This is a genomic window from Streptomyces avicenniae (assembly GCF_000719135.1).
In the GTDB taxonomy this organism is placed as follows: domain Bacteria; phylum Actinomycetota; class Actinomycetes; order Streptomycetales; family Streptomycetaceae; genus Streptomyces; species Streptomyces avicenniae.
Genome location: NZ_JOEK01000003.1, coordinates 341,604 through 359,708 on the forward strand (window position 1 = coordinate 341,604; position 18,105 = coordinate 359,708).

The window sequence follows — 18,105 nt, forward strand, 5'->3', positions numbered from 1 at the left end:
GCGGGGCGTCAGCTCGGTCGGCCCGCCTCGCGGGCCCGGGTGAAAGCCTCGTACCTGGCCCGCAGCGCGGAGAAGTCGTCCTCGGGGAAGGCGCGCGCGACAAGGTCGATGTGGCGGCCGATGTCCAGGCGGAAGTACTCGGGGAAGCCGGGGTCGTGCGGATCGGCGAAGAGGTACTGCCAACCGTGCAGGCCGCGGGTGAGCAGCAGCGTCTCCAGGTACTGGGGGTAGCTGAGGTCGAGGCGTACCAGGGTGCCCGAGGTGTTGACGGAGAACCAGATCTCGGGGTTCCCCGACGCGTCGAGGACGACGCCGCCCTCGGCCCTGAACCCGGCGATCGCGCCGTCGCCCGTGTGAGCGGTGCCGTCGAAGCCGTGGACGACGAGCTCGGTGTACGGCTCGTCCTCCTCCTCGTCCTCGCTCTCGGTCGGTGGGCCGTAGACCTCGGAGACGTTGGTGACCTCTCCGTTGTCCCGGCGCTCCGACGCCGGCCAGTCCGCTTCAGGCACCGTGCCGGGAACCCAGCCCACGCAGGCGTTCACCAGATGGTTGAGCCCCAGCTCGCCGCCGAGGGTGCTGTCCGCGGTCCCCCGCCAGTAGCACCGCAGGTCGCCGTACCGGTGGAAGTTGCCGGTCATGGAGGGGGCGAGGTCGAGGCCCGTGACCTTCCTGATCACCTGAAGCGCGTGCTCGGGCCCGTCGAGCCAGGTGGCAAGGGGGCCTTCCTCCGCGTGGGCCACCGTGAAGGCCGCGTTCCTGCGGAGACCGGCGAGCATGGCCCCCAGCCTGTCCTCGTAACGCGTCATGTCCCGTTTCCTCCCTCACGCACACGCGGCATGTCAGGGCCGCAACTGCACCAGCCTAGGCGGGCGTTGTGCTTGAAGGGGCAGGCGGGACGGGCCGCGCGGGGGAAGCCGGATCGACTCCTCCTCCCCCGCGCGAGGAGCCGCCCACGGAGCACGGCGTCGGTCAGGCGGTCGGCTCCGCGCCGGAAACGGCTCGCTCGATCGAGGACGTGTGGTCGCCCGAGGTGAACACCGGTCGGAGTGGGCCTGGTTGGGTAGGTGTCCGGCGGTGTACGCGGGAGGCGTGCCGCGGGCGGGGGAGGAGGGCGCGTGGAGCCGTTGGCGGCCGGGGATCCGGCGCGGTTGGGGGACTTCGTACTGCGGGGGCGGCTCGGCGCCGGGGGGATGGGGGAGGTGTTCCTCGGCCGGTCGCCGGGCGGGCGGGTGGTCGCGGTGAAGGTCGTGCACCCCCATCTGGCGCGGCAGGCCGAGTTCCGGCAGCGCTTCCGGCGGGAGGTGGAGGCCGCGCAGACCGTCAGCGGCGCGTTCACCGCGCCGGTGGTGGCGGCCGGTCCCGAGGACGAGCGGCCGTGGATCGCGACCCTCTACGTCCCCGCGCCGTCCCTGGCCGAGGCCGTGGGCGCGTCGGGGCCGCTGCCGGAGGGCTCGCTGTGGCCGCTCGCGGCCGGGCTGGTCGAGGCGCTCCAGGCCATCCACGCCGAGGGGCTGCTCCACCGTGACCTCACGCCGTCGAACGTGCTGCTGGCCGTGGACGGCCCGCGCGTGATCGACTTCGGGATCGTCCGTGCCATGGACGCCACCGCGCTGACCGGCACCGGCGCCCTCGTCGGCACCCCCAGCTTCATGTCCCCGGAACAGGCCGAGGGCGGGGAGGTCGGGACGGCCGGTGACGTCTTCGCCCTCGGCGCCGTCCTCGCCTTCGCCGCCACCGGCCGTGGCCCCTTCGGGCAGGGGCCGCCGCTGGCCGTCCTGCGCCGCGTCGTCGCCGACGAGCCGCTGCTGGACGGGCTGACGGGCCCGCTCCGTGCCCTGGTGGCCGCCTGCCTGGCCAAGCAGCCCGCGGACAGGCCCACCCCGGCCCAGCTCCTCGGGCGGATCGCCGCGCACTGGGACCCGCCCGACGACTTTCCCCCCGCCCCGCCGTGGCCCGAGACCGTGGCCGCGCTCATCCGGACGCGCGCCGCCCCCGCCACCGCGCCGTACACCGGGCCGGGCGCCGTCCCGCCCTCCCTCCACGCGGCGACGACGCTCACCGCACCCCCACCGGGCGCCGTGGCGCGGCCGGACGTGCGGCCACCGGACGCGGGCCCCACGACCGACCCCGCCGCGAAGCCCGCGCGCGGGCCACGCCGCAACCACTGGCGCGCCCTCAACCTGAGAAGCGCGGGCCGGTACGCCGAGGCCGCGCTGCTGCTGGCCGACGTCATCGCGGTCCGCACTCGGGTGAAGGGGCCTGACCACCCCCTCACCCTCCGCACCCGCGAACACCACGCCGTGACCGTCGGGGACGCGGGCGAGCACGCGGAGGCGGCGCGGCTGCTGGCCGACCTCGTGCCACTGGAGAGCGCGGTGCTGGGCCCCGATCACCTCGACACCCTGAACGCCCGCCACCTCCAGGCGTTCCACCTCGAAAAGCTGGGGGAGCACGCGGAGGCGGCGCGGCTCCAGGCCGAGCTGGCCGCCGACCGGGCGCGTGTCCTGGGGCCCGACCATCGCGACACGCTGCTCGCCCGCCACTTCCACGCGTACAACCTGGGCGAGGCGGGGGAGCGCGCGGAGACGGCGCGGTTGCTGGCCGGGGTCGCGGCCGACCGGGCGCGCATCATGGGGCCCGATCACCCGGACACCCTGAACGCCCGCTTCTTCCACGCGTACAACCTGGGGGAGGCCGGTGAGCACGCCGAGGCGGCGGGGTTGCTGGCCGAGCTGGCCGCCGACCTGGCGCGCGTCGTGGGGCCCGACCACCCGGACACCCTGACCGTCCGTGAGCACCACGCCGACACCCTCGACAAGGCCGGTGAACACGCCGAGGCCGCGCGGCTCCAAGCCGCGCTGGCCGCAGACCAGGAGAGCCCGGAGCGCTCGCGGGACTGAGCACGGCGCCGCGCGGTCCCGCCGGAACGGCCCGCCCGCAACCGGGATTTCTACGCGCGTAGGCGTTAGAGTTCCGGCGTGACGACACCGTCCTTGACACCTCCCGCGCCCGAACAGATCCTCCGCGCCCCCAAGGTGCTGCTCCACGACCACCTCGACGGCGGCCTGCGCCCCGCCACCATCGTGGAACTCGCCGCCGAGCAGGGCTACGACGCCCTCCCCGAGACCGATCCCGACCGGCTCGGCCGCTGGTTCCGCGAGGCGGCCGACTCCGGCTCGCTCGTCCGCTACCTGGAGACGTTCGCCCACACCACCGCCGTCATGCAGACCGGTGAGTCCCTGGCGCGGGTCGCCGCCGAGTGCGTCGAGGACCTGGCCGCGGACGGCGTCGTCTACGCCGAGATCCGCTACGCGCCCGAGCAGCACCTCACCCAGGGGCTCGGCCTGGACGAGGTCGTGGAGGCCGTCAACGAGGGGCTGCGGCTCGGGGAGCGCCGCGCCGCGCGGGCCGGGTACCGCATCCGCGCGGGCGCGCTCCTGACCGCGATGCGGCACGCCGCCCGTTCCCTGGAGATCGCCGAACTGGCCAACCGCTACCGGGACCTGGGCGTCGTCGGCTTCGACATCGCGGGTGCAGAGGCCGGGTTCCCTCCCACCAGGCACCTGGACGCCTTCGAGTTCCTGAAGCGCGAGAACAACCACTTCACGATCCACGCGGGCGAGGCGTTCGGCCTGCCGTCGATCTGGCAGGCGCTCCAGTGGTGCGGCGCCGACCGGCTCGGGCACGGCGTGCGCATCATCGACGACATCCAGGTCGCCGAGGACGGCTCGGTCAAGCTCGGCCCGCTCGCGGGCTACGTGCGCGACAAGCGCATCCCGCTGGAGCTGTGCCCCACCTCCAACCTCCAGACGGGCGCCGCCGCCTCGTACGCCGAGCACCCGATCGGCCTCCTGCGGCAGCTGCGCTTCCGCGCCACCGTCAACACGGACAACCGCCTCATGAGCGGAACCAGCATGACGGCCGAATTCACCCATCTGGTCCGGACATTCCGTTACACGTTGGACGACCTTCAGTGGTTCACGGTCAATGCGATGAAATCCGCGTTCATTCCTTTCGATGAACGTCTGGCCATGATCAATGACGTGATCAAGCCCGGGTATGCCGCGCTCCGCTCCGAATGGCTGTTTGGGCAGCGGTCGTCGTTGCCGTCCTGACCAGTGCGGATACCGCGTGGCGCGGGAATGCGGAATCCGCGTGAGTACGGTGGGGCGCCGGTGCGCAAGGGGACGCCGCGCGCATTTCGATTCATTGCGGTACGGGCGCCGGTCTGGCTACCGTCCACCTCGCCGCTCGAAACCCCACGCAAGGACGAATCACTGATGAAGCAGTCAACGAAGAAGACGCTCGGCGCGGTCGCCCTCGGTGCCGCCTTCGCCGCCGCGGGCGCCGGGTCGGCCTCGGCCGTCTCGCCGCTCGACGGCGTCTCGCAGACGGCGGGCGGCATGGTCCGCACGCTGCCCGCGCACGACGTGGCGCAGACCCTGCCGGGTGACAGCGGCGAACTCGTCGAGACCGGGACCGGGATGCTCACCGGCAAGACCGACGCGCTCACCACCGCCCACCAGACCCTGTCGGCCACCCAGGCGACCCCGCTCGGCCAGGCCGGGGAACTGCTCGGCGGCCTGCCCGTCGATCCGGCCGAATCGCTCGGCATCCCCACCGACCAGGTGCTCGACGGCATCCAGATCGCCCGCTGAGCGGCCCCACCCGCGCGCGAGGGCCGGCCCCGTCCACCCAGGACGGGACCGGCCCTCACGCGTGCGCGGCCCGGACCCTCAGACGTGCAGGCGGCTGAGGACGAGCGTGTCGTGGTCGGCGGGCCGCTGCCGCGACGCCGCCGTGCGCCGCGCCTCGCGCGCGCCGGTGGGCCGCGGCGGCGGGGCGTCGTGCCGGACGAGCGGGACGGCCGGACGCGGGCGGCGGCGCCGCCGGGACGTCAGGCGGCGCAGCGTCCGGTAGCTCAGCTGGTGCGCCAGGGCGATCCCGGCGATGTCGAGGATCACCGAGTCGATGTCGGCCACGCGGCTCGGGACCATCGACTGGCAGTACTCCAGCGCCAGCGCCACCATCGCGCCCGTGAGGACCGTGCGCCCGAAGGAGCCGAGGCGGTTGCCGCCGAGGTCACGGCTGAGGAGCGGCAGCAGGATTCCGAGCGGCGCTAGCCGGAGCATCCCGCCGCCGACCGAGCGCAGCGCCTCTCCCGGCCCGTGCCGGAGATCGACGGCGATGGTGGCGAACGGCTCCAGGTTGCCTGGGGCGACCCACACGACGCTGAGGGGACGCAGGGCCAGCCAGCTCACCACGGAGAGGTGGACGGCCACGAGGACGAGGGCGCTCAGCCGGACGCGCCGATCGGCGACGGGTCCGGTGGAGCCCGCGGAGTGAGGCTGCACGGACACCAGGACGCGGCACCCGTCGCTGATGGTTCCGCGCCGTGTGTGTGACGTACGTCTTACGGTCCGTTGATCCGCCGCCTGATGGTGTCCTGGGCCTCCTCGGGGCTGGCCCGGGTCGCGGTGGAGCAGGCGTAGGTCTTCGGGCGGTCCTGCTTGCCGTCCGGCGGGCCGCCGAGCATGACGGTCCAGCCGTCGCCCAGCGACTCGTTGGCGGCGAAGGTGCAGATGATCTGCACGAGCGCGGTCGCGGGGAGGGCGGCGGGGCGTTCGCTCAGCCGCAGGGTGCCCGCCGGGTCGCCGCCGACCGGGCCGCTGACCCGCAGGTCGGCGGGGACCTCGCTCGTGAATCCGGCGTCCCGCTCGTTCCTGCCGGGGGCGCTCTGGAGTTCGGACAGCAGGGCGCCCGCGATCTTCGCGCCGTCCTGCGCGGTGGCGCCGAGGGAGAGGGGGCGCCGCACCGGGTTCACGTGGGAGCCGCAGACGAGGAAGACCTCGCTGTCCTGGCTGTCCTCGCCGGGGGGCGCGTCGCAGGTCGCACGGGTGGGGGCCGGCCCGGCGTCCACGGGGACGTCGGTCGGGCGTATGCCGCAGGCGGTGGCCGTGGCGAGGAGGACGGTCACGCCGAGGGCGGCGAGGAGCCCGGCCGCGTACCGGCGGGGGAGGCGTATCACCGGCGCTCACCGCCGTCCGCCGGGCTGTCGTGGCCGGGGGCGCCCGTGACGTCGCCCGGGGCGCGGCTGCCCGGCAGGACGACGGGGGTGTCCTCCGCCTCGCACGGGTCGTCCGGCTCGTCCTGCGTGCGGTGGGGCAGCCGCAGGGTGAACTCGGCGCCGCCGCCCGGCAGGTTCCGCGCCGTGATGTCGCCGCCGTGCAGATGGGCGTTCTCCAGCGCGATGGACAGCCCGAGCCCGCTGCCGTCCGAGCGCGGCCGGGACGCGCTGGCCTTGTAGAAGCGGTCGAAGACGTGCGGCAGCACCTCGGCGGGGATGCCGGGCCCGTGGTCGGCGACCCGGATCACGACCTCGGGCCCCGCGGGCCCCGTCTCCTCGCGCAGGCTGACGCGCACCGGGGAGCCGCCGTGCTTGAGGGCGTTGCCGATGAGGTTGGCGAGGATGACGTCGAGGCGGCGCGGGTCGAGGCTGGCGATGACGTGCCGTGGCGCGTCCAGTTCGACGGCGTCGAGCCAGGCGCGGGCGTCGATGCAGGCGGTGACCTGGTCGGCGATGTCCACGGCGTCCAGCACCATCCGGGCCGTGCCCGCGTCGAAGCGGGTGACCTCCATCAGGTTCTCGACCAGGTCGTTCAGCCGCCGCGTCTCGCTGACGACCAGCTGCACGGCCGGGGCGATCATCGGGTCGAGGCTGTCGATCTCCTCTTCGAGCACCTCGGTCATCGCGGTGATGGCGGTCATCGGGGTGCGCAGTTCGTGCGACATGTCGGCGACGAAGCGGCGGCTGGCCTCCTCGCGTCCGCTCAGCTCGGCCACGCGCGCTTCGAGGGAGGCGGCGGCGTCGTTGAACGTGCGGGTCAGCTCGGCCAGTTCGTCGGCGCCGCGCACTTCGAGACGGGTGTCCAGCTTGCCCTGCCCGAGCCGGTGCGCCGCGTCGCTGAGCCGCTGCACGGGCCGCAGGACGGTGCGGGCCGCCGCCTGCGCGAGCAGGACGGAGCCGATGACGGCCAGGGCGGTGGCGATGCCCAGGGACCAGGCGAGGGACCGCAGGTCGTCGCTCTCCGCGCCGAGGGACGCGAGCATGTACCCGGTCGGCCCCTCGCCCATGACCTGGGTGCCGCCGATGAGGTACGGGTGGCCCTCGCGCGTGATCCGCTGCCAGTACATGTGGAACGGCGCGCCCGAGTCGTCGTCGTAGCGCCGCTGCCGTACGGCCTCCCGCAGCGAGTCGGGGACCATCGCGGCGCTGAAGACGGCCGGGTCGGACTCGGCGGCGCACTCGGGGCGGCCGTCCTGGTCCTCGACGAGGACGACCTCGAAGCCCAGCGTGTTGTTGGCGACGGCTGCGGCCATGCCGCGCAGGTCGTCGCAGGTGGCCTCGTCGGGGAGCGCCCCCGCGTTGTCGCCCAGCGACTTGCGGAACTCGCCGAGCGCCGAGTTCTGCGCGCGGGTGACGACGGCGTCGCGGTTGAGCCAGTACGCGATGCCGGACACGGACACGGCGGCGACCAGGGCGACCAGCGCGAACACCGTGACGAGCCGCAGCCGCAGGCTGGTGAGCCGCAGCAGCGCGCGCAGCCGTCCCCGTACGCCGGTCTCGTGCGTCACGAAGGCGCGTCCAGGCGGTAGCCCACGCCGCGGACGGTGCGGATCAGCTTGGGGGAGGACGGCACGTCCTCGACCTTCGCGCGCAGGCGCTGGACGCAGGCGTCCACGAGGCGCGAGTCGCCGAGGTAGTCGTGCTCCCAGACGAGCCGCAGCAGCTGCTGGCGGGAGAGCGCCTGGCCGGGGCGGCGGCTCAGTTCGAGGAGGAGCCGCAGCTCGGTGGGCGTGAGCTGGAGGTCCACGCCGTTCTTGGTGACCGTCATGGCCGCCCGGTCGATCACGATCGATCCGAAGGTGGCGGAATCGTTCGACTCGCGCTCGCCGCGCCGCATCACCGCGCGGATACGGGCGTCCAGGACGCGGCCCTGCACGGGCTTGACGACGTAGTCGTCCGCGCCGGACTCCAGGCCGACCACGACGTCGATGTCGTCGCTACGCGCCGTGAGCAGGATGATCGGCAGCTGATCGGTGCGACGGATACGCCGACAGACCTCGAAGCCGTCGATCCCGGGCAGCATCACGTCCAGGACGATCAGATCAGGCCGCTGTTCGCGCAGCAGTTTCAGCCCGTCCTCGCCCGTCGGCGCGGTCACCACACGGTGTCCCTGGCGAGTCAGGCTCATCTCCAGGGCTGTTCGAACCGCCTCGTCGTCCTCGATCAGCAACAGGAAAGCCACGCCGGTCATTGTGTCCTATGGACGGGGCGGAGTACGACTGTCCGTTTGCACCCACCCCCGGCGCCGGACCGGCGCACCGGAGCACGGACCCCTGTGACACCGCTGTGACAGACGGGGGACCCCGTCATGAAACTGGCCCGGCACTGTAGTGGCCAGCAGGAACCGGACGAGGAACGGACAAGGGGGGAGCGGGGATGAACGTCACGCGTCACACCGGCTCGGCAGTGAGGGGGACGCACATGTCCGCCGGGGTGGTTCCCGTCCGGCACGGGGAGAAGTCCGTGGCCGCGAACCGGCTGGGGGGCCGGCGCGGTCCCGGGCAGCAGCGTCCGTCCCACCTCAGCGCGGTGGACGGGCGTACGGGGGAGGTGCGCTGCGCGGGGGACGCACGGCGCGACGGGGAGGCGGAGGCGGAGTTCACCGCCTACGTCCGGGAGCGCCGTGCCTCTCTCTACGCGACGGCCTACCACCTCACCGGTGACCGGTACGAGGCCGAGGACCTGCTCCAGAGCGCGCTGCTGTCCACGTACCGCGCCTGGGACCGTATCTCCGACAAGGCCGCCATCAGCGGATACCTGCGGCGGACGATGACCAACCTGCACATCAGCGCCTGGCGCCGGCGGAAGCTCAACGAGTACCCGACCGAGGAACTGCCCGAGTCGCCCGGTGAGCAGGACACGATGCGCGGCACCGAACTGCGTGCCGTGCTGTGGCAGGCGCTCGCGCGTCTGCCGGAGCAGCAGCGGACGATGCTGGTGCTGCGCTACTACGAGGGGCAGACCGACCCCGAGATCGCCGACACGCTGGGCATCAGCGTCGGCACGGTGAAGAGCAGCATCTGGCGGACGCTGCGCCGCCTGCGGGAGGACCGGGTGCTCAGCTTCGGTCAGGACCGCGAGGAGTCCTTCGGCGAACTGGTCGCCTGACGCGACCGGCGCAGCCGGGGATCGGGGGGAAACGGGGGAGCGGGGGAAAAGGGGGACGGGGAACGCGGGGTCCGGTCGGCCGGGGGGTCTGGCCGGGCCCCGCGCCGTCATGTCGGGCGACGGTCGCCCCGCCTCACAGGAAGCGGCGTATCGGCCGCACCAGGGCCTCCCGCACGCGCTGCGCGGGCGCCCGCCGCCGCCACCGTCCGGCCTCCATGCGCACGCTCGCCGCCACGTCCTCGTCGAAGTGCCGGTCCAGGGTGGCCGTGAACTCCTCGTCCAGCACGGCGAGCATGACCTCCTCGTCGTGTTCGAGCGAGCGCCGGTTCAGGTTGGTCGAGCCGATCAGCGCGGCCACGCCGTCCACCGTCGCGATCTTCGCGTGCATCATCGTCGGCCCGTACTGGAAGATCCGCACGCCGCAGTCCAGCAGCTCCTGGTAGTGCCACTGGCCGCCGAGCTGCGCGACGCGCTTGTCGGTGTGCGGCCCCGGCAGGACGATCTCCACCGTGACGCCGCGCGCCGCCGTCGCGCACAGCAGCTCCGTGAAGTACCGGTCGGGCGCGAAGTAGGCCGTGGCCAGCCGCACGCGCTCCTCCGCCGACTCCAGCACGACCTTCAGCAGCGTCTGCATGTCCTGCCAGCCGAAGCTCGCCGAGCCGCGCACCACCTGCACGACCGCGCCGCCCGGCTGCCGCTGCGCGGGGAAGCGGTCGCGCTCGTCGAACAGCACGTCCCGGCACTCGGCCCAGTTCTGCGCGAACGCCGCCGCGATCCCGTCCACCGCGGGGCCGCTCACCCGCACGTGGGTGTCCCGCCACTCGTCCGGGTCCCGTGCGTCGCCGCGCCACTCGTCCGCGATGCCGACGCCGCCGGTGAACGCCGTCGCCTCGTCCACGACGAGGACCTTCCGGTGGCAGCGGTGGTTCTGCTTCAGCGGCGACAGCCACAGCGGCTTGCGGAACCACGCCACGCTCACCCCGGCCCGTTCCATCCGCGCCAGCTGGTCCTTCTCGATCAGCCTGCTCCCGAAGCCGTCGAGCAGCAGCCGCACGCGCACGCCCGCCGCCGCCCGTTCGGTCAGCGCCTCGGCGAACTCCCGCGCGATCTCGCCCTTCCAGTACACGAACGTCATCAGGTCCACGGTGTGCCGGGCCGAGCGGATGGCGTCGAGCATCGCGGGGAAGATCTCGTCGCCGTTGCGCAGCACGTCGAGGGCGTTGCCCTCGGTGGCGGCCACGCCGATCAGCCGCTCCAGTCTTCGCCGTATGCGGTCGGCGCGCCGCGCCGTGTCCTCGCCGGTCGCCGTCATGGGATCGCCTCGCCGTCCGCCGGGGAAGGGGGGACGGGCCCCGCGCCGTCCGGCGTCGGCCGTGGAGCCGGACGACTGTAACCCCTGCCTGGCCTGGAGGAACAGGGGCGGCCGGCGTCCTCGTCAGGTGGGGTCCGTCAGGCGGCGCCGGTCCGTAGCGGACGCGTGGCGCGGCGTACGGCGGCGTCGGCGTGGAAGGTGACCGAGGTACCAGGCCCTTCGAGGGCGACGGCGACGCGCCCCGGGGCGTCGCGCAGCGGCGCGCTGCGCCAGGACGTCACCGGCTCGTGGCTCCAGCCGTCCACGGCGAGCGCGTCCACCGCGGTGTGGCCGGCGCTCTCCTCCCACGCGTCGAAGCCCTGCGCCGCCCACTCGGGCGGGGCGCCGTCCGGCAGGCCGCGATGCCTGGCGTGGACGGTGACCGTGCGCGCGCGCTCGTCGATCAGCAGCGACGTCACGCCGCCGCCCTGCCCCGCGCCGTCAGAGGCGTTCATAGAAGGCCCTGTCCGTGGTGTCGGGGAGCCCGCCGCGCAGCCGGATGCGATCGACGCGCCCGGCGAAGCGGTAGCTGTCCGGCGTGCCGCCGTGGGCGGCGAGGTGGCCGACGCGCAGGGACGCGTTCGCGGTGAACCGCCCCGTGCCCGCGCCGTCCCGGCGGGTGAGGGCGACGGCGAGCCGCCGCCCCTCCGGCGGCGCCGTCTCCAGCGTGACGTCCACCGGCCCGCCCGCGAGCGGACCGGCCAGCCGCACGTCCGCCACGTCCAGGAACGCGACGTGGCACTCGAACCGGTCGGCGCCCGCCCCGGTCCACTCCGGCTCAGGCCGGTCGGGGAAGGCGGGCAGGTCGAGCCGGAGGACGACGGAGGGGCCGTGCCGGTCCAGGTGCAGCGAGCGCAGCACGGCGCCCGACAGCGGCGGGACGGCGGTGTAGTAGGCGTCCAGCGCTTCGCGGTTGACCAGGGCGTCGGCCCAGTGACGGGTCACCGTACGGCCCGACGCTGCCCGCCCCATTCACCCACCCCCTGCAAGACTGCGTGCAAGGCACCATACAGACGGCGCCGTGCGTCCGCCGGGCCCGGTACGTCGCACCAGGGAAGCAAGGAAGCACATGAACGACACCGACCTGCGCCATCTGCGGCGCGCCGTCGAGCTGGCCGCCGAGGGGCTCGCCGCAGGGGACGAGCCGTTCGGCTCCGTCCTGGTGGGCCCGGACGGCGCGGTCCTGTTCGAGGACCACAACCACGTGGGCGGCGGCGACGCGACGCAGCACCCCGAGTTCGCCCTCGCCCGCTGGTCCGCCGCGCACCTCACCCCGCAGGAGCGCGCCGCCGCCACCGTCTACACCTCGACCGAGCACTGCCCCATGTGCGCCACCGCCCACGGCTGGGTCGGCCTCGGCCGCATCGTCTACGCCAGCTCGTCCGCCCAACTCGGCGGCTGGCTCGCGGGCCTCGGCCTGCCCCCGCTGCCCGTCCGCCCGCTGCCGATCACGGATCTCGTGCCGGGCGCCGTCGTGGAGGGCCCGGTCGCGCCGCTGGACGAGGAGGTCCGCGCGCTGCACCTGCGCTACCACGCGGCGCCGCCCGTCTGAGTCGTATCCGGGGAAAACCCCGCGCCGCGCCCCTCCCGGCTGTCACCGTGGAACGCGCCCCCGCCGTGGGGGCGCGCCCCGGAGGCGGAGGAGAGCCTGTGGAACGGACGTCGCACGAGCAGGAGCGTTACGCGGACGGCCTGTTCGGCCACGCGGTGCCGACCGAGCTGGAACGGCTGCGGCTGCTGGAGTCCCTGTTGGACGGCGCCACGCGCGCCCGGCTGGCGGCCCTCGGGCTGAAGCCGGGCGACGCCGTCCTCGAAGTCGGCGGCGGGGCCGGGTCCGTGGCCCGCTGGATGGCCGGGCAGGGCGCCCGGGTGACGGTCACCGACCTCGACACGACGTTCCTGACCGGCCTGGTGGACGAGGGCGTGACGGTCCTGCGGCACGACCTGTTCACCGACGACTTCCCGCCGGGCTCGTTCGACGTGATCCACACCCGGTACGTCGTCATGCACCTGCCGGAGCCGGACGTGGCCGTCGCGCGGCTCGCCAACTGGCTGAAGCCCGGCGGCGTGCTGCTGCTCGAAGAGCCCGCCACCTTCCCGACCGAGGACTCGCCGCACCCGGCGTACCGCGCGGCGATGCGCGCGTTCCGCGCCTACCTGGAACTGTCGGTCGGAAGCGACACGTCCTGGGCGCGCTCGCTGCCGGTGCCGCTGGAGCGCGCCGGGCTCACCGGGATCGGGCACCACGCGCGCATCCAGCCGGTCAAGGGCGGGGACGCCGAGGCGCGGTGGTGGGTGCTGAACCTGGAGCAGGCGCGGGCCGGGATGGTCGCCGCGGGGCTCGCCACGGACGCGGAGATCGACGCGGCCTGCGCCGAGTTGGTCTCGCCCGGCTTCCACGACCTGTCGCTCGCCGTCCTCACGGCCTGGGGGCGGCGGCCGGGCTGAGCCGCGCGGGCGTCGTGTCCCGCGAAGGGGTGGTGACGGGCGGCCGGACGCGCCGCCCGTCACCTCGGGGCACGCGGCCCCGGTCGGACGGCCCCGGTCAGGCCGCCGCGCCGCCGACCAGCGCGTCCCCGGCGATGCCCACCTTGTCCGGCGCGTAGTAGTCCCGGATGCCCTGCGCCCACACGTCCGTCGTGACGCGGTCCTCGGCGTCCGGCCCGAACGCGTCGAACAGCGCCTGGATGTTGGGCACCGCGAAGCCGATGGCCGTCATCAGGGCGACGAACAGGGGCCGTTCGACCAGCCCGTCGCCGTCCGGGTCGCCGAGCGCGGGCAGCGCCACGGCGAAGGCGTCCAGCGCGTCGCCGAAGCGCTCGGGCGCCAGGACGATCGCGTTGAACTCCTCGGGGTCCACCTGCCCGTCGCCGTCGGTGTCCAGCTCGGTGACGAGGGTGGTCCACCAGCCGCGGAGGGAGTCGAGCAGCGCGTCCTTGGCGGCCTCGTCCGCGCCCTCGGACACCGCGAGCACGCGCTGTCCCAGCAGCTCGAAGTCGTCCGCCTCGATGACGCCGTTGCCGTTCGCGTCGAAGAGGGTGAAGACCAGTCCGGCCCGGCTGACCGCCGCGCTGTTCGTCTCCGTGGTCATCTCGTACCGCCTTCTCCCGGGCCGGGGTCGGCCCGACCCCTCGAACTATGGGGGGCGCGCGGCACGGCGTCGGGAGAGAACGGGAAGCGTTCACCGTAACGGGTGAACGCCCCCTGTCCGCAGGGAAGTTCAGACACCCATCGGGTGCCAGACCGTCTTCGTCTCCAGCGGCCACAGCAGCCGCCCCGTGCCCGGGTCGGCCGTCCAGTCCTCGTCGGGGCGCGGGCGCCGTACGCGCTTGAGCGTCCCGGCGGCCTCCGCCTCCAGCGCGGTGGCCTCAGGCCCTGCGCCGGTGAGGTCCAGCGCGTCCACGTCGCCGTGGGCGGCCAGCGGCGGGCCCAACTCCGCGACGCGCCCCGACAGTACGTTCACCACGCCGCCCGGCACGTCCGAGGTGGCCAGCACCTCCGCCAGCGACAGCGCGGGCAGCGGCGCGCGCTCCGCGGCGACGACGACGGCCGTGCACCCGGTCGCCAGCACCGGCGCCAGCACCGACACCAGGCCCAGCAGCGACGACTCCTGCGGCGCGAACACTACGACGACGCCGGTCGGTTCGGGCGTGGACAGGTTGAAGTACGGCCCGGCCACCGGGTTCGCGGCGCCCGCGACCTGCGCGACCTTGTCCGTCCAGCCCGCGTACCAGACCCACCGGTCGATCGCCGCGTCCACGGCCGCCCGCGCCTTCGGCGCGCTCAGGCCCTCCGCGTCCGCGACCTCGGCGCGGAACTGCTCGCGCCGCCCCTCCAGCATCTCCGCGACCCGGTAGAGGACCTGGCCGCGGTTGTAGGCGGTCGCGCCCGACCAGCGGGGGAACGCCTTGCGCGCGGCGACGACGGCGTTGCGCGCGTCCTTCCGCGAGGCCAGCGGGGCGTTGGCCAGCCACCGCCCCGACGCGTCGGTCACCTCGTACACCCGTCCGCTCTCGGAGCGCGGGAACGCGCCGCCGACATACAGCTTGTAGGTCTTCAGCACGGCGAGCCGCCGCTGCTCCGACTGCTTCTCGGACTGCTTGCCGGACTGCTTCTCCGACTGCTTGCCGGACCGCTCAGGCATCGAGGTACGCCTCCAGACCGTGCCGCCCGCCCTCGCGGCCGTAACCGGACTCCCGGTAGCCGCCGAACGGGGAGGTGGGGTCGAACTTGTTGAACGTGTTGGACCAGATCACGCCCGCCCGCAGCCGGTTCGCCATCCACAGGATGCGCGAACCCTTCTCCGTCCAGATCCCGGCGGACAGCCCGTAGGGCGTGTTGTTGGCCTTGGCGACGGCCTCGTCCGGCGTGCGGAAGGTGAGGACGGACAGCACCGGGCCGAAGATCTCCTCGCGCGCGACGCGGTGCGCCTGCGTGACGCCGGTGAACAGCGTCGGCGCGAACCAGTAGCCGGTGGACGGCAGTTCGCACGGCGGCGACCAGCGCTCCGCGCCCTCGGCCTCGCCCGCCGCCGTCAGCTCCTCGATCCTCGCCAGCTGCGCCGCCGAGTTGATCGCGCCGACGTCGGTGTTCTTGTCCAGCGGATCGCCCACGCGCAGCGTCGCCATGCGGCGCTTCAGCGCGTCGAGCAGTTCGTCGGCCACCGACTCCTGCACCAGCAGCCGCGACCCGGCGCAGCACACGTGGCCCTGGTTGAAGAAGATCCCGTTGACGACGCCCTCGACCGCCTGGTCGAGCGGGGCGTCGTCGAAGACGATGTTCGCGGCCTTGCCGCCGAGTTCGAGCGTCAGCTTCTTCCGCGTCCCGGCGACGGTGCGCGCGATGGCGCGGCCGACCTCCGTCGAGCCGGTGAACGCGACCTTGTCCACGCCCTCGTGGCCGACGAGCGCCGCGCCCGTCGCCCCGTCGCCCGTCACGATGTTGACGACCCCGGCGGGCAGCCCCGCCTGCACGCAGATCTCGGCGAAGCGCAGCGCGGTCAGCGGCGTCGTCTCGGCGGGCTTCAGGACGACGGTGTTGCCCGTCGCGAGGGCGGGCGCGATCTTCCACGCGAGCATCAGCAGCGGGAAGTTCCAGGGGATGACCTGCGCGGCGACGCCGAGGGGGCGCGGCGCGTCGCCGAAGCCCGCGTACCGCAGCTTGTCGGCCCAGCCCGCGTAGTAGAAGAAGTGCGCGGCGACCAGCGGCAGATCGACGTCGCGCGACTCGCGGATCGGCTTGCCGTTGTCCAGCGTCTCCAGCACGGCCAGCTCGCGGGAGTGCTCCTGGAGCAGCCGGGCGATGCGGAAGAGGTACTTGCCGCGCTCGGCGCCCGGCAGCGCCGACCAGGCGGGGAACGCCGCGCGCGCCGCCGCGACCGCCGCGTCCACGTCCGCCTCGCCCGCCCAGGCGACCTCGGACAGCACCTCCTCGCTCGCGGGCGAGACGGTCTTGAAGACCTTCCCGTCCGCCGCGGGCCTGAACTCGCCGCCGATGAACAGGCCGTGCGAGGGCGCGATGTCCACGACCGCCCGTGACTCGGGCGCGGGCGCGTACTCGAAAGTGCTCATGGTGTGTCAGTCCACCGTCACGTAGTCGGGGCCGGAGTAGCTGCCGGTGCGCAGTTTCTGACGCTGCATCAGCAGATCGTTGAGCAGGCTGGAGGCGCCCAGCCTGAACCAGTCGGGGCTGAGCCAGTCGGGACCCGCCGTCTCGTTGACCAGCACCAGGTACGCCAGCGCGTCCTTCGTGGTGCGGATGCCGCCCGCCGCCTTCACGCCGACCTGCCTGCCGGTCGCGGCGCGGAAGTCGCGGACCGCCTCCAGCATCAGCAGCGTGTTGGGGGGCGTCGCGTTCACGCCGACCTTGCCGGTGGACGTCTTGATGAAGTCGGCGCCCGCCAGCATCGCCAGCCAGGAGGCGCGACGGATGGCGTCGTACGTGGCCAGCTCGCCGTTCTCCAGGATCACCTTCAGGTGCGCGCCGCCGCACGCCTCGCGGACGGCGGCGATCTCCTCGAACACGGCCAGGTAGCGCCCGGAGAGGAACGCGCCCCGGTCGATCACCATGTCGATCTCGTCCGCGCCGTCGGCGACCGCCTGGCGCGTGTCCGCCAGCTTCACGTCCCGCGCCGCCCGCCCGGCGGGGAAGGCGGTGGCGACCGACGCGACCTTGATGCCGGTGCCGCGCAGCGCCTGGACGGCGGTGGTGACGAGGTCGGGGTAGACGCAGATCGCGGCCACGGCGGGGGTGTCGCGGTCGGTCGGGTCGGGCGCCGCGCCCTTGGCGCACAGCGAGCGGACCTTGCCGGGGGTGTCCGCGCCCTCCAGCGTCGTCAGGTCGATCATCCGGATCGCCAGATCGATCGCGAACGCCTTGGAGGTGGTCTTGATCGAACGTGTCCTGAGCGTGGCGGCGCGGGCGTCGAGTCCGACCGCGTCCACGCCGGGCAGGCCGTGCAGGAAGCGGCGCAGCGCGGCATCGGACGCCGTGACGTCCGCCAGGCCGGGGGCGGCGGCGGGGCTGGGGCTGGGGGGCCGGGAGAGCATGGTCACCAGGTCAGCATATCTACGCGCGTAGTGGCCTGTCACGCGGTCGGCGGAAAGCGACCTGGCCCCGGCCGCCCGCCGCCGGACGCGTCCGCGCCGTCAGACCGTGCGCTCCAGCAACGCCGCCACCGCCGCGTGCCCCTGCACGGTCGCGAGCCCGTGCGCCGTGGTGCCCGCCGGGACGTCGCCGAACGCCTTCGTCAGCCCGGCCCGCGGGTCCGCCCCCGCCGCGAGCAGCGCGCGCGCCACCTCGGCGTGGCCGTTCTCGGCGGCCTCGTGCAGCGGCGTGAACCCGAAGTTCTCCCGGCTCCCCGGGTCGGCCCCGGCCGCGAGCAGCAGCTCGACCGGCTCCACGAAACCGTGACGGCTGGCGTAGTGCAGCGGCGTGAGGCCGTCCTGGTCGTGCGAGTCGAGGGCGACGCGCCCCGTGGCCAGGAGCAGCCGCGTGATCTCGGCCGTCCCGCGCGACGCGGCGTGCGACAGCGGCGTCTGGCCGTGCGACGTCGCCTGATCGACGTCGATCCCCGCGTCGATCAGCATCGCGGCGATGGCGACGCAGTCGTCGTACGTGTCGTCCGGGTGCGAGCCGATCTCCGCGCGGATCTCGTCGCGCCCGGTGAGGACGACCTCCCGGCCGTCGCGGACCACGGTGACCTTGTAGTCCAGCGGGCGGTCCTTCGTGTACTGGATCACGTGGTGGAGCGCGCCGAAGCGGCCCTCCACCAGCGTGCTCCCCGGGTCGGCGCCCGACGCCAGCAGGACCTCGACACCCTCGCGGAACGCCTGGAGCGTCGCCACCAGGACCGCCGTCCAGCCGCGCTCGTCGGCGCCGTCCACGTCGGCACCGGCCGCGAGGGCGGCCCGCAGGGCGGGCAGGTCCCGCGTGTGGGCGGCGGAGAGCAGGGCCCGGAGCAGGTCCGTGTCGTCCGTCTGAACTGCTGTGGTCATCGCTGTCGCTTCCGTCTGGCCGA

General features: G+C 73.9%; 19 protein-coding genes. 6 read left to right on the forward strand and 13 right to left on the reverse strand.

Annotated features, from left to right (window positions below; all coding sequences use genetic code 11):
* Nucleotides 1-8: 8 nt before the first annotated feature.
* Nucleotides 9-806, reverse strand: a complete 798-nt coding sequence (locus IF27_RS08405; RefSeq protein WP_052848764.1) for a hypothetical protein — start codon at nt 804-806, stop codon at nt 9-11.
* Between the two features lie 309 nt (nt 807-1,115).
* Here IF27_RS08405 and IF27_RS30045 point away from each other — a divergent pair, with 309 nt between their 5' ends.
* From IF27_RS30045 to IF27_RS08420, 3 genes are all read left to right on the forward strand, one after another.
* Nucleotides 1,116-2,900 (forward strand): serine/threonine-protein kinase, encoded by a 1,785-nt coding sequence (locus IF27_RS30045; RefSeq protein WP_110945672.1) that lies wholly within the window; start codon nt 1,116-1,118, stop codon nt 2,898-2,900.
* Between the two features lie 78 nt (nt 2,901-2,978).
* Nucleotides 2,979-4,115, forward strand: coding sequence for an adenosine deaminase (locus tag IF27_RS08415; RefSeq protein WP_052848765.1), 1,137 nt, complete (start codon nt 2,979-2,981; stop codon nt 4,113-4,115).
* A 165-nt stretch (nt 4,116-4,280) separates the two neighbouring features.
* Entirely contained in the window at nt 4,281-4,658 is a 378-nt protein-coding gene (locus IF27_RS08420; protein ID WP_052848766.1) for a hypothetical protein, read from the forward strand.
* Between the two features lie 78 nt (nt 4,659-4,736).
* Here the strand turns inward: IF27_RS08420 and IF27_RS08425 are convergent, their stop codons facing one another.
* Genes IF27_RS08425 through IF27_RS08440 form a run of 4 tightly spaced genes read right to left on the reverse strand, consistent with a single transcriptional unit; the run spans nt 4,737 to nt 8,309 of the window.
* The gene (locus IF27_RS08425) at nt 4,737-5,354 is read right to left on the reverse strand and encodes a VanZ family protein (RefSeq protein WP_190232864.1); all 618 of its coding nucleotides are present in this window, start codon (nt 5,352-5,354) and stop codon (nt 4,737-4,739) included.
* 59 nt (nt 5,355-5,413) lie between these two features.
* A complete protein-coding gene (locus IF27_RS08430) occupies nt 5,414-6,028 on the reverse strand; it encodes a hypothetical protein (protein ID WP_052848768.1) in 615 nt (204 codons plus the stop codon).
* Entirely contained in the window at nt 6,025-7,734 is a 1,710-nt protein-coding gene (locus IF27_RS08435) for an ATP-binding protein (RefSeq protein ID WP_110945673.1), read from the reverse strand. Before IF27_RS08435 ends, IF27_RS08430 begins: the two co-directional genes overlap by 4 nt.
* Complete coding sequence (locus IF27_RS08440; RefSeq protein WP_052848857.1) at nt 7,632-8,309, reverse strand: response regulator transcription factor; 678 nt, start codon at nt 8,307-8,309, stop codon at nt 7,632-7,634. Before IF27_RS08440 ends, IF27_RS08435 begins: the two co-directional genes overlap by 103 nt.
* Before the next feature lie 194 nt (nt 8,310-8,503).
* On the opposite strand from IF27_RS08440, the gene IF27_RS08445 reads away from it, so the two are divergent.
* Nucleotides 8,504-9,235, forward strand: coding sequence for a SigE family RNA polymerase sigma factor (locus IF27_RS08445; protein WP_110945675.1), 732 nt, complete (start codon nt 8,504-8,506; stop codon nt 9,233-9,235).
* A gap of 133 nt (nt 9,236-9,368) precedes the next feature.
* Here IF27_RS08445 and IF27_RS08450 read toward each other — a convergent pair whose 3' ends face one another.
* From IF27_RS08450 to IF27_RS08460, 3 genes are all read right to left on the reverse strand, one after another.
* Entirely contained in the window at nt 9,369-10,547 is a 1,179-nt protein-coding gene (locus IF27_RS08450) for a phospholipase D-like domain-containing protein (RefSeq protein WP_052848769.1), read from the reverse strand.
* Nucleotides 10,548-10,684: 137 nt separating this feature from the next.
* Nucleotides 10,685-11,041, reverse strand: coding sequence for a hypothetical protein (locus IF27_RS08455; protein WP_052848770.1), 357 nt, complete (start codon nt 11,039-11,041; stop codon nt 10,685-10,687).
* Complete coding sequence (locus IF27_RS08460) at nt 11,028-11,558, reverse strand: Imm50 family immunity protein (RefSeq protein WP_110945676.1); 531 nt, start codon at nt 11,556-11,558, stop codon at nt 11,028-11,030. The genes IF27_RS08455 and IF27_RS08460 overlap by 14 nt, the downstream gene beginning before the upstream one ends.
* A gap of 97 nt (nt 11,559-11,655) precedes the next feature.
* On the opposite strand from IF27_RS08460, the gene IF27_RS08465 reads away from it, so the two are divergent.
* Nucleotides 11,656-12,138 (forward strand): nucleoside deaminase, encoded by a 483-nt coding sequence (locus tag IF27_RS08465; protein WP_052848772.1) that lies wholly within the window; start codon nt 11,656-11,658, stop codon nt 12,136-12,138.
* A gap of 98 nt (nt 12,139-12,236) precedes the next feature.
* The gene (locus IF27_RS08470) at nt 12,237-13,034 is read left to right on the forward strand and encodes a class I SAM-dependent methyltransferase (protein WP_052848773.1); all 798 of its coding nucleotides are present in this window, start codon (nt 12,237-12,239) and stop codon (nt 13,032-13,034) included.
* A 97-nt stretch (nt 13,035-13,131) separates the two neighbouring features.
* On the opposite strand, the gene IF27_RS08475 is transcribed toward IF27_RS08470, so the two are convergent.
* The 5 genes from IF27_RS08475 to IF27_RS08495 all read right to left on the reverse strand — a co-directional run bounded on the left by IF27_RS08475 (nt 13,132) and on the right by IF27_RS08495 (nt 18,082).
* A complete protein-coding gene (locus IF27_RS08475; RefSeq protein WP_052848774.1) occupies nt 13,132-13,677 on the reverse strand; it encodes an EF-hand domain-containing protein in 546 nt (181 codons plus the stop codon).
* A 129-nt stretch (nt 13,678-13,806) separates the two neighbouring features.
* Nucleotides 13,807-14,730: an aldehyde dehydrogenase family protein gene (locus IF27_RS08480; protein ID WP_110945678.1), complete on the reverse strand. Its 924-nt coding sequence runs from the start codon at nt 14,728-14,730 to the stop codon at nt 13,807-13,809.
* Nucleotides 14,723-16,156 carry an aldehyde dehydrogenase family protein gene (locus tag IF27_RS08485; protein WP_052848775.1) on the reverse strand — a complete coding sequence of 478 codons (1,434 nt, stop codon included), beginning with the start codon at nt 16,154-16,156 and terminating at the stop codon, nt 14,723-14,725. The genes IF27_RS08480 and IF27_RS08485 overlap by 8 nt, the downstream gene beginning before the upstream one ends.
* 6 nt (nt 16,157-16,162) lie before the next feature.
* Entirely contained in the window at nt 16,163-17,134 is a 972-nt protein-coding gene (gene deoC, locus IF27_RS08490) for a deoxyribose-phosphate aldolase (protein ID WP_052848776.1), read from the reverse strand.
* 99 nt (nt 17,135-17,233) lie between these two features.
* Complete coding sequence (locus IF27_RS08495; RefSeq protein ID WP_052848777.1) at nt 17,234-18,082, reverse strand: ankyrin repeat domain-containing protein; 849 nt, start codon at nt 18,080-18,082, stop codon at nt 17,234-17,236.
* Between the last annotated feature and the right edge of the window lie 23 nt (nt 18,083-18,105).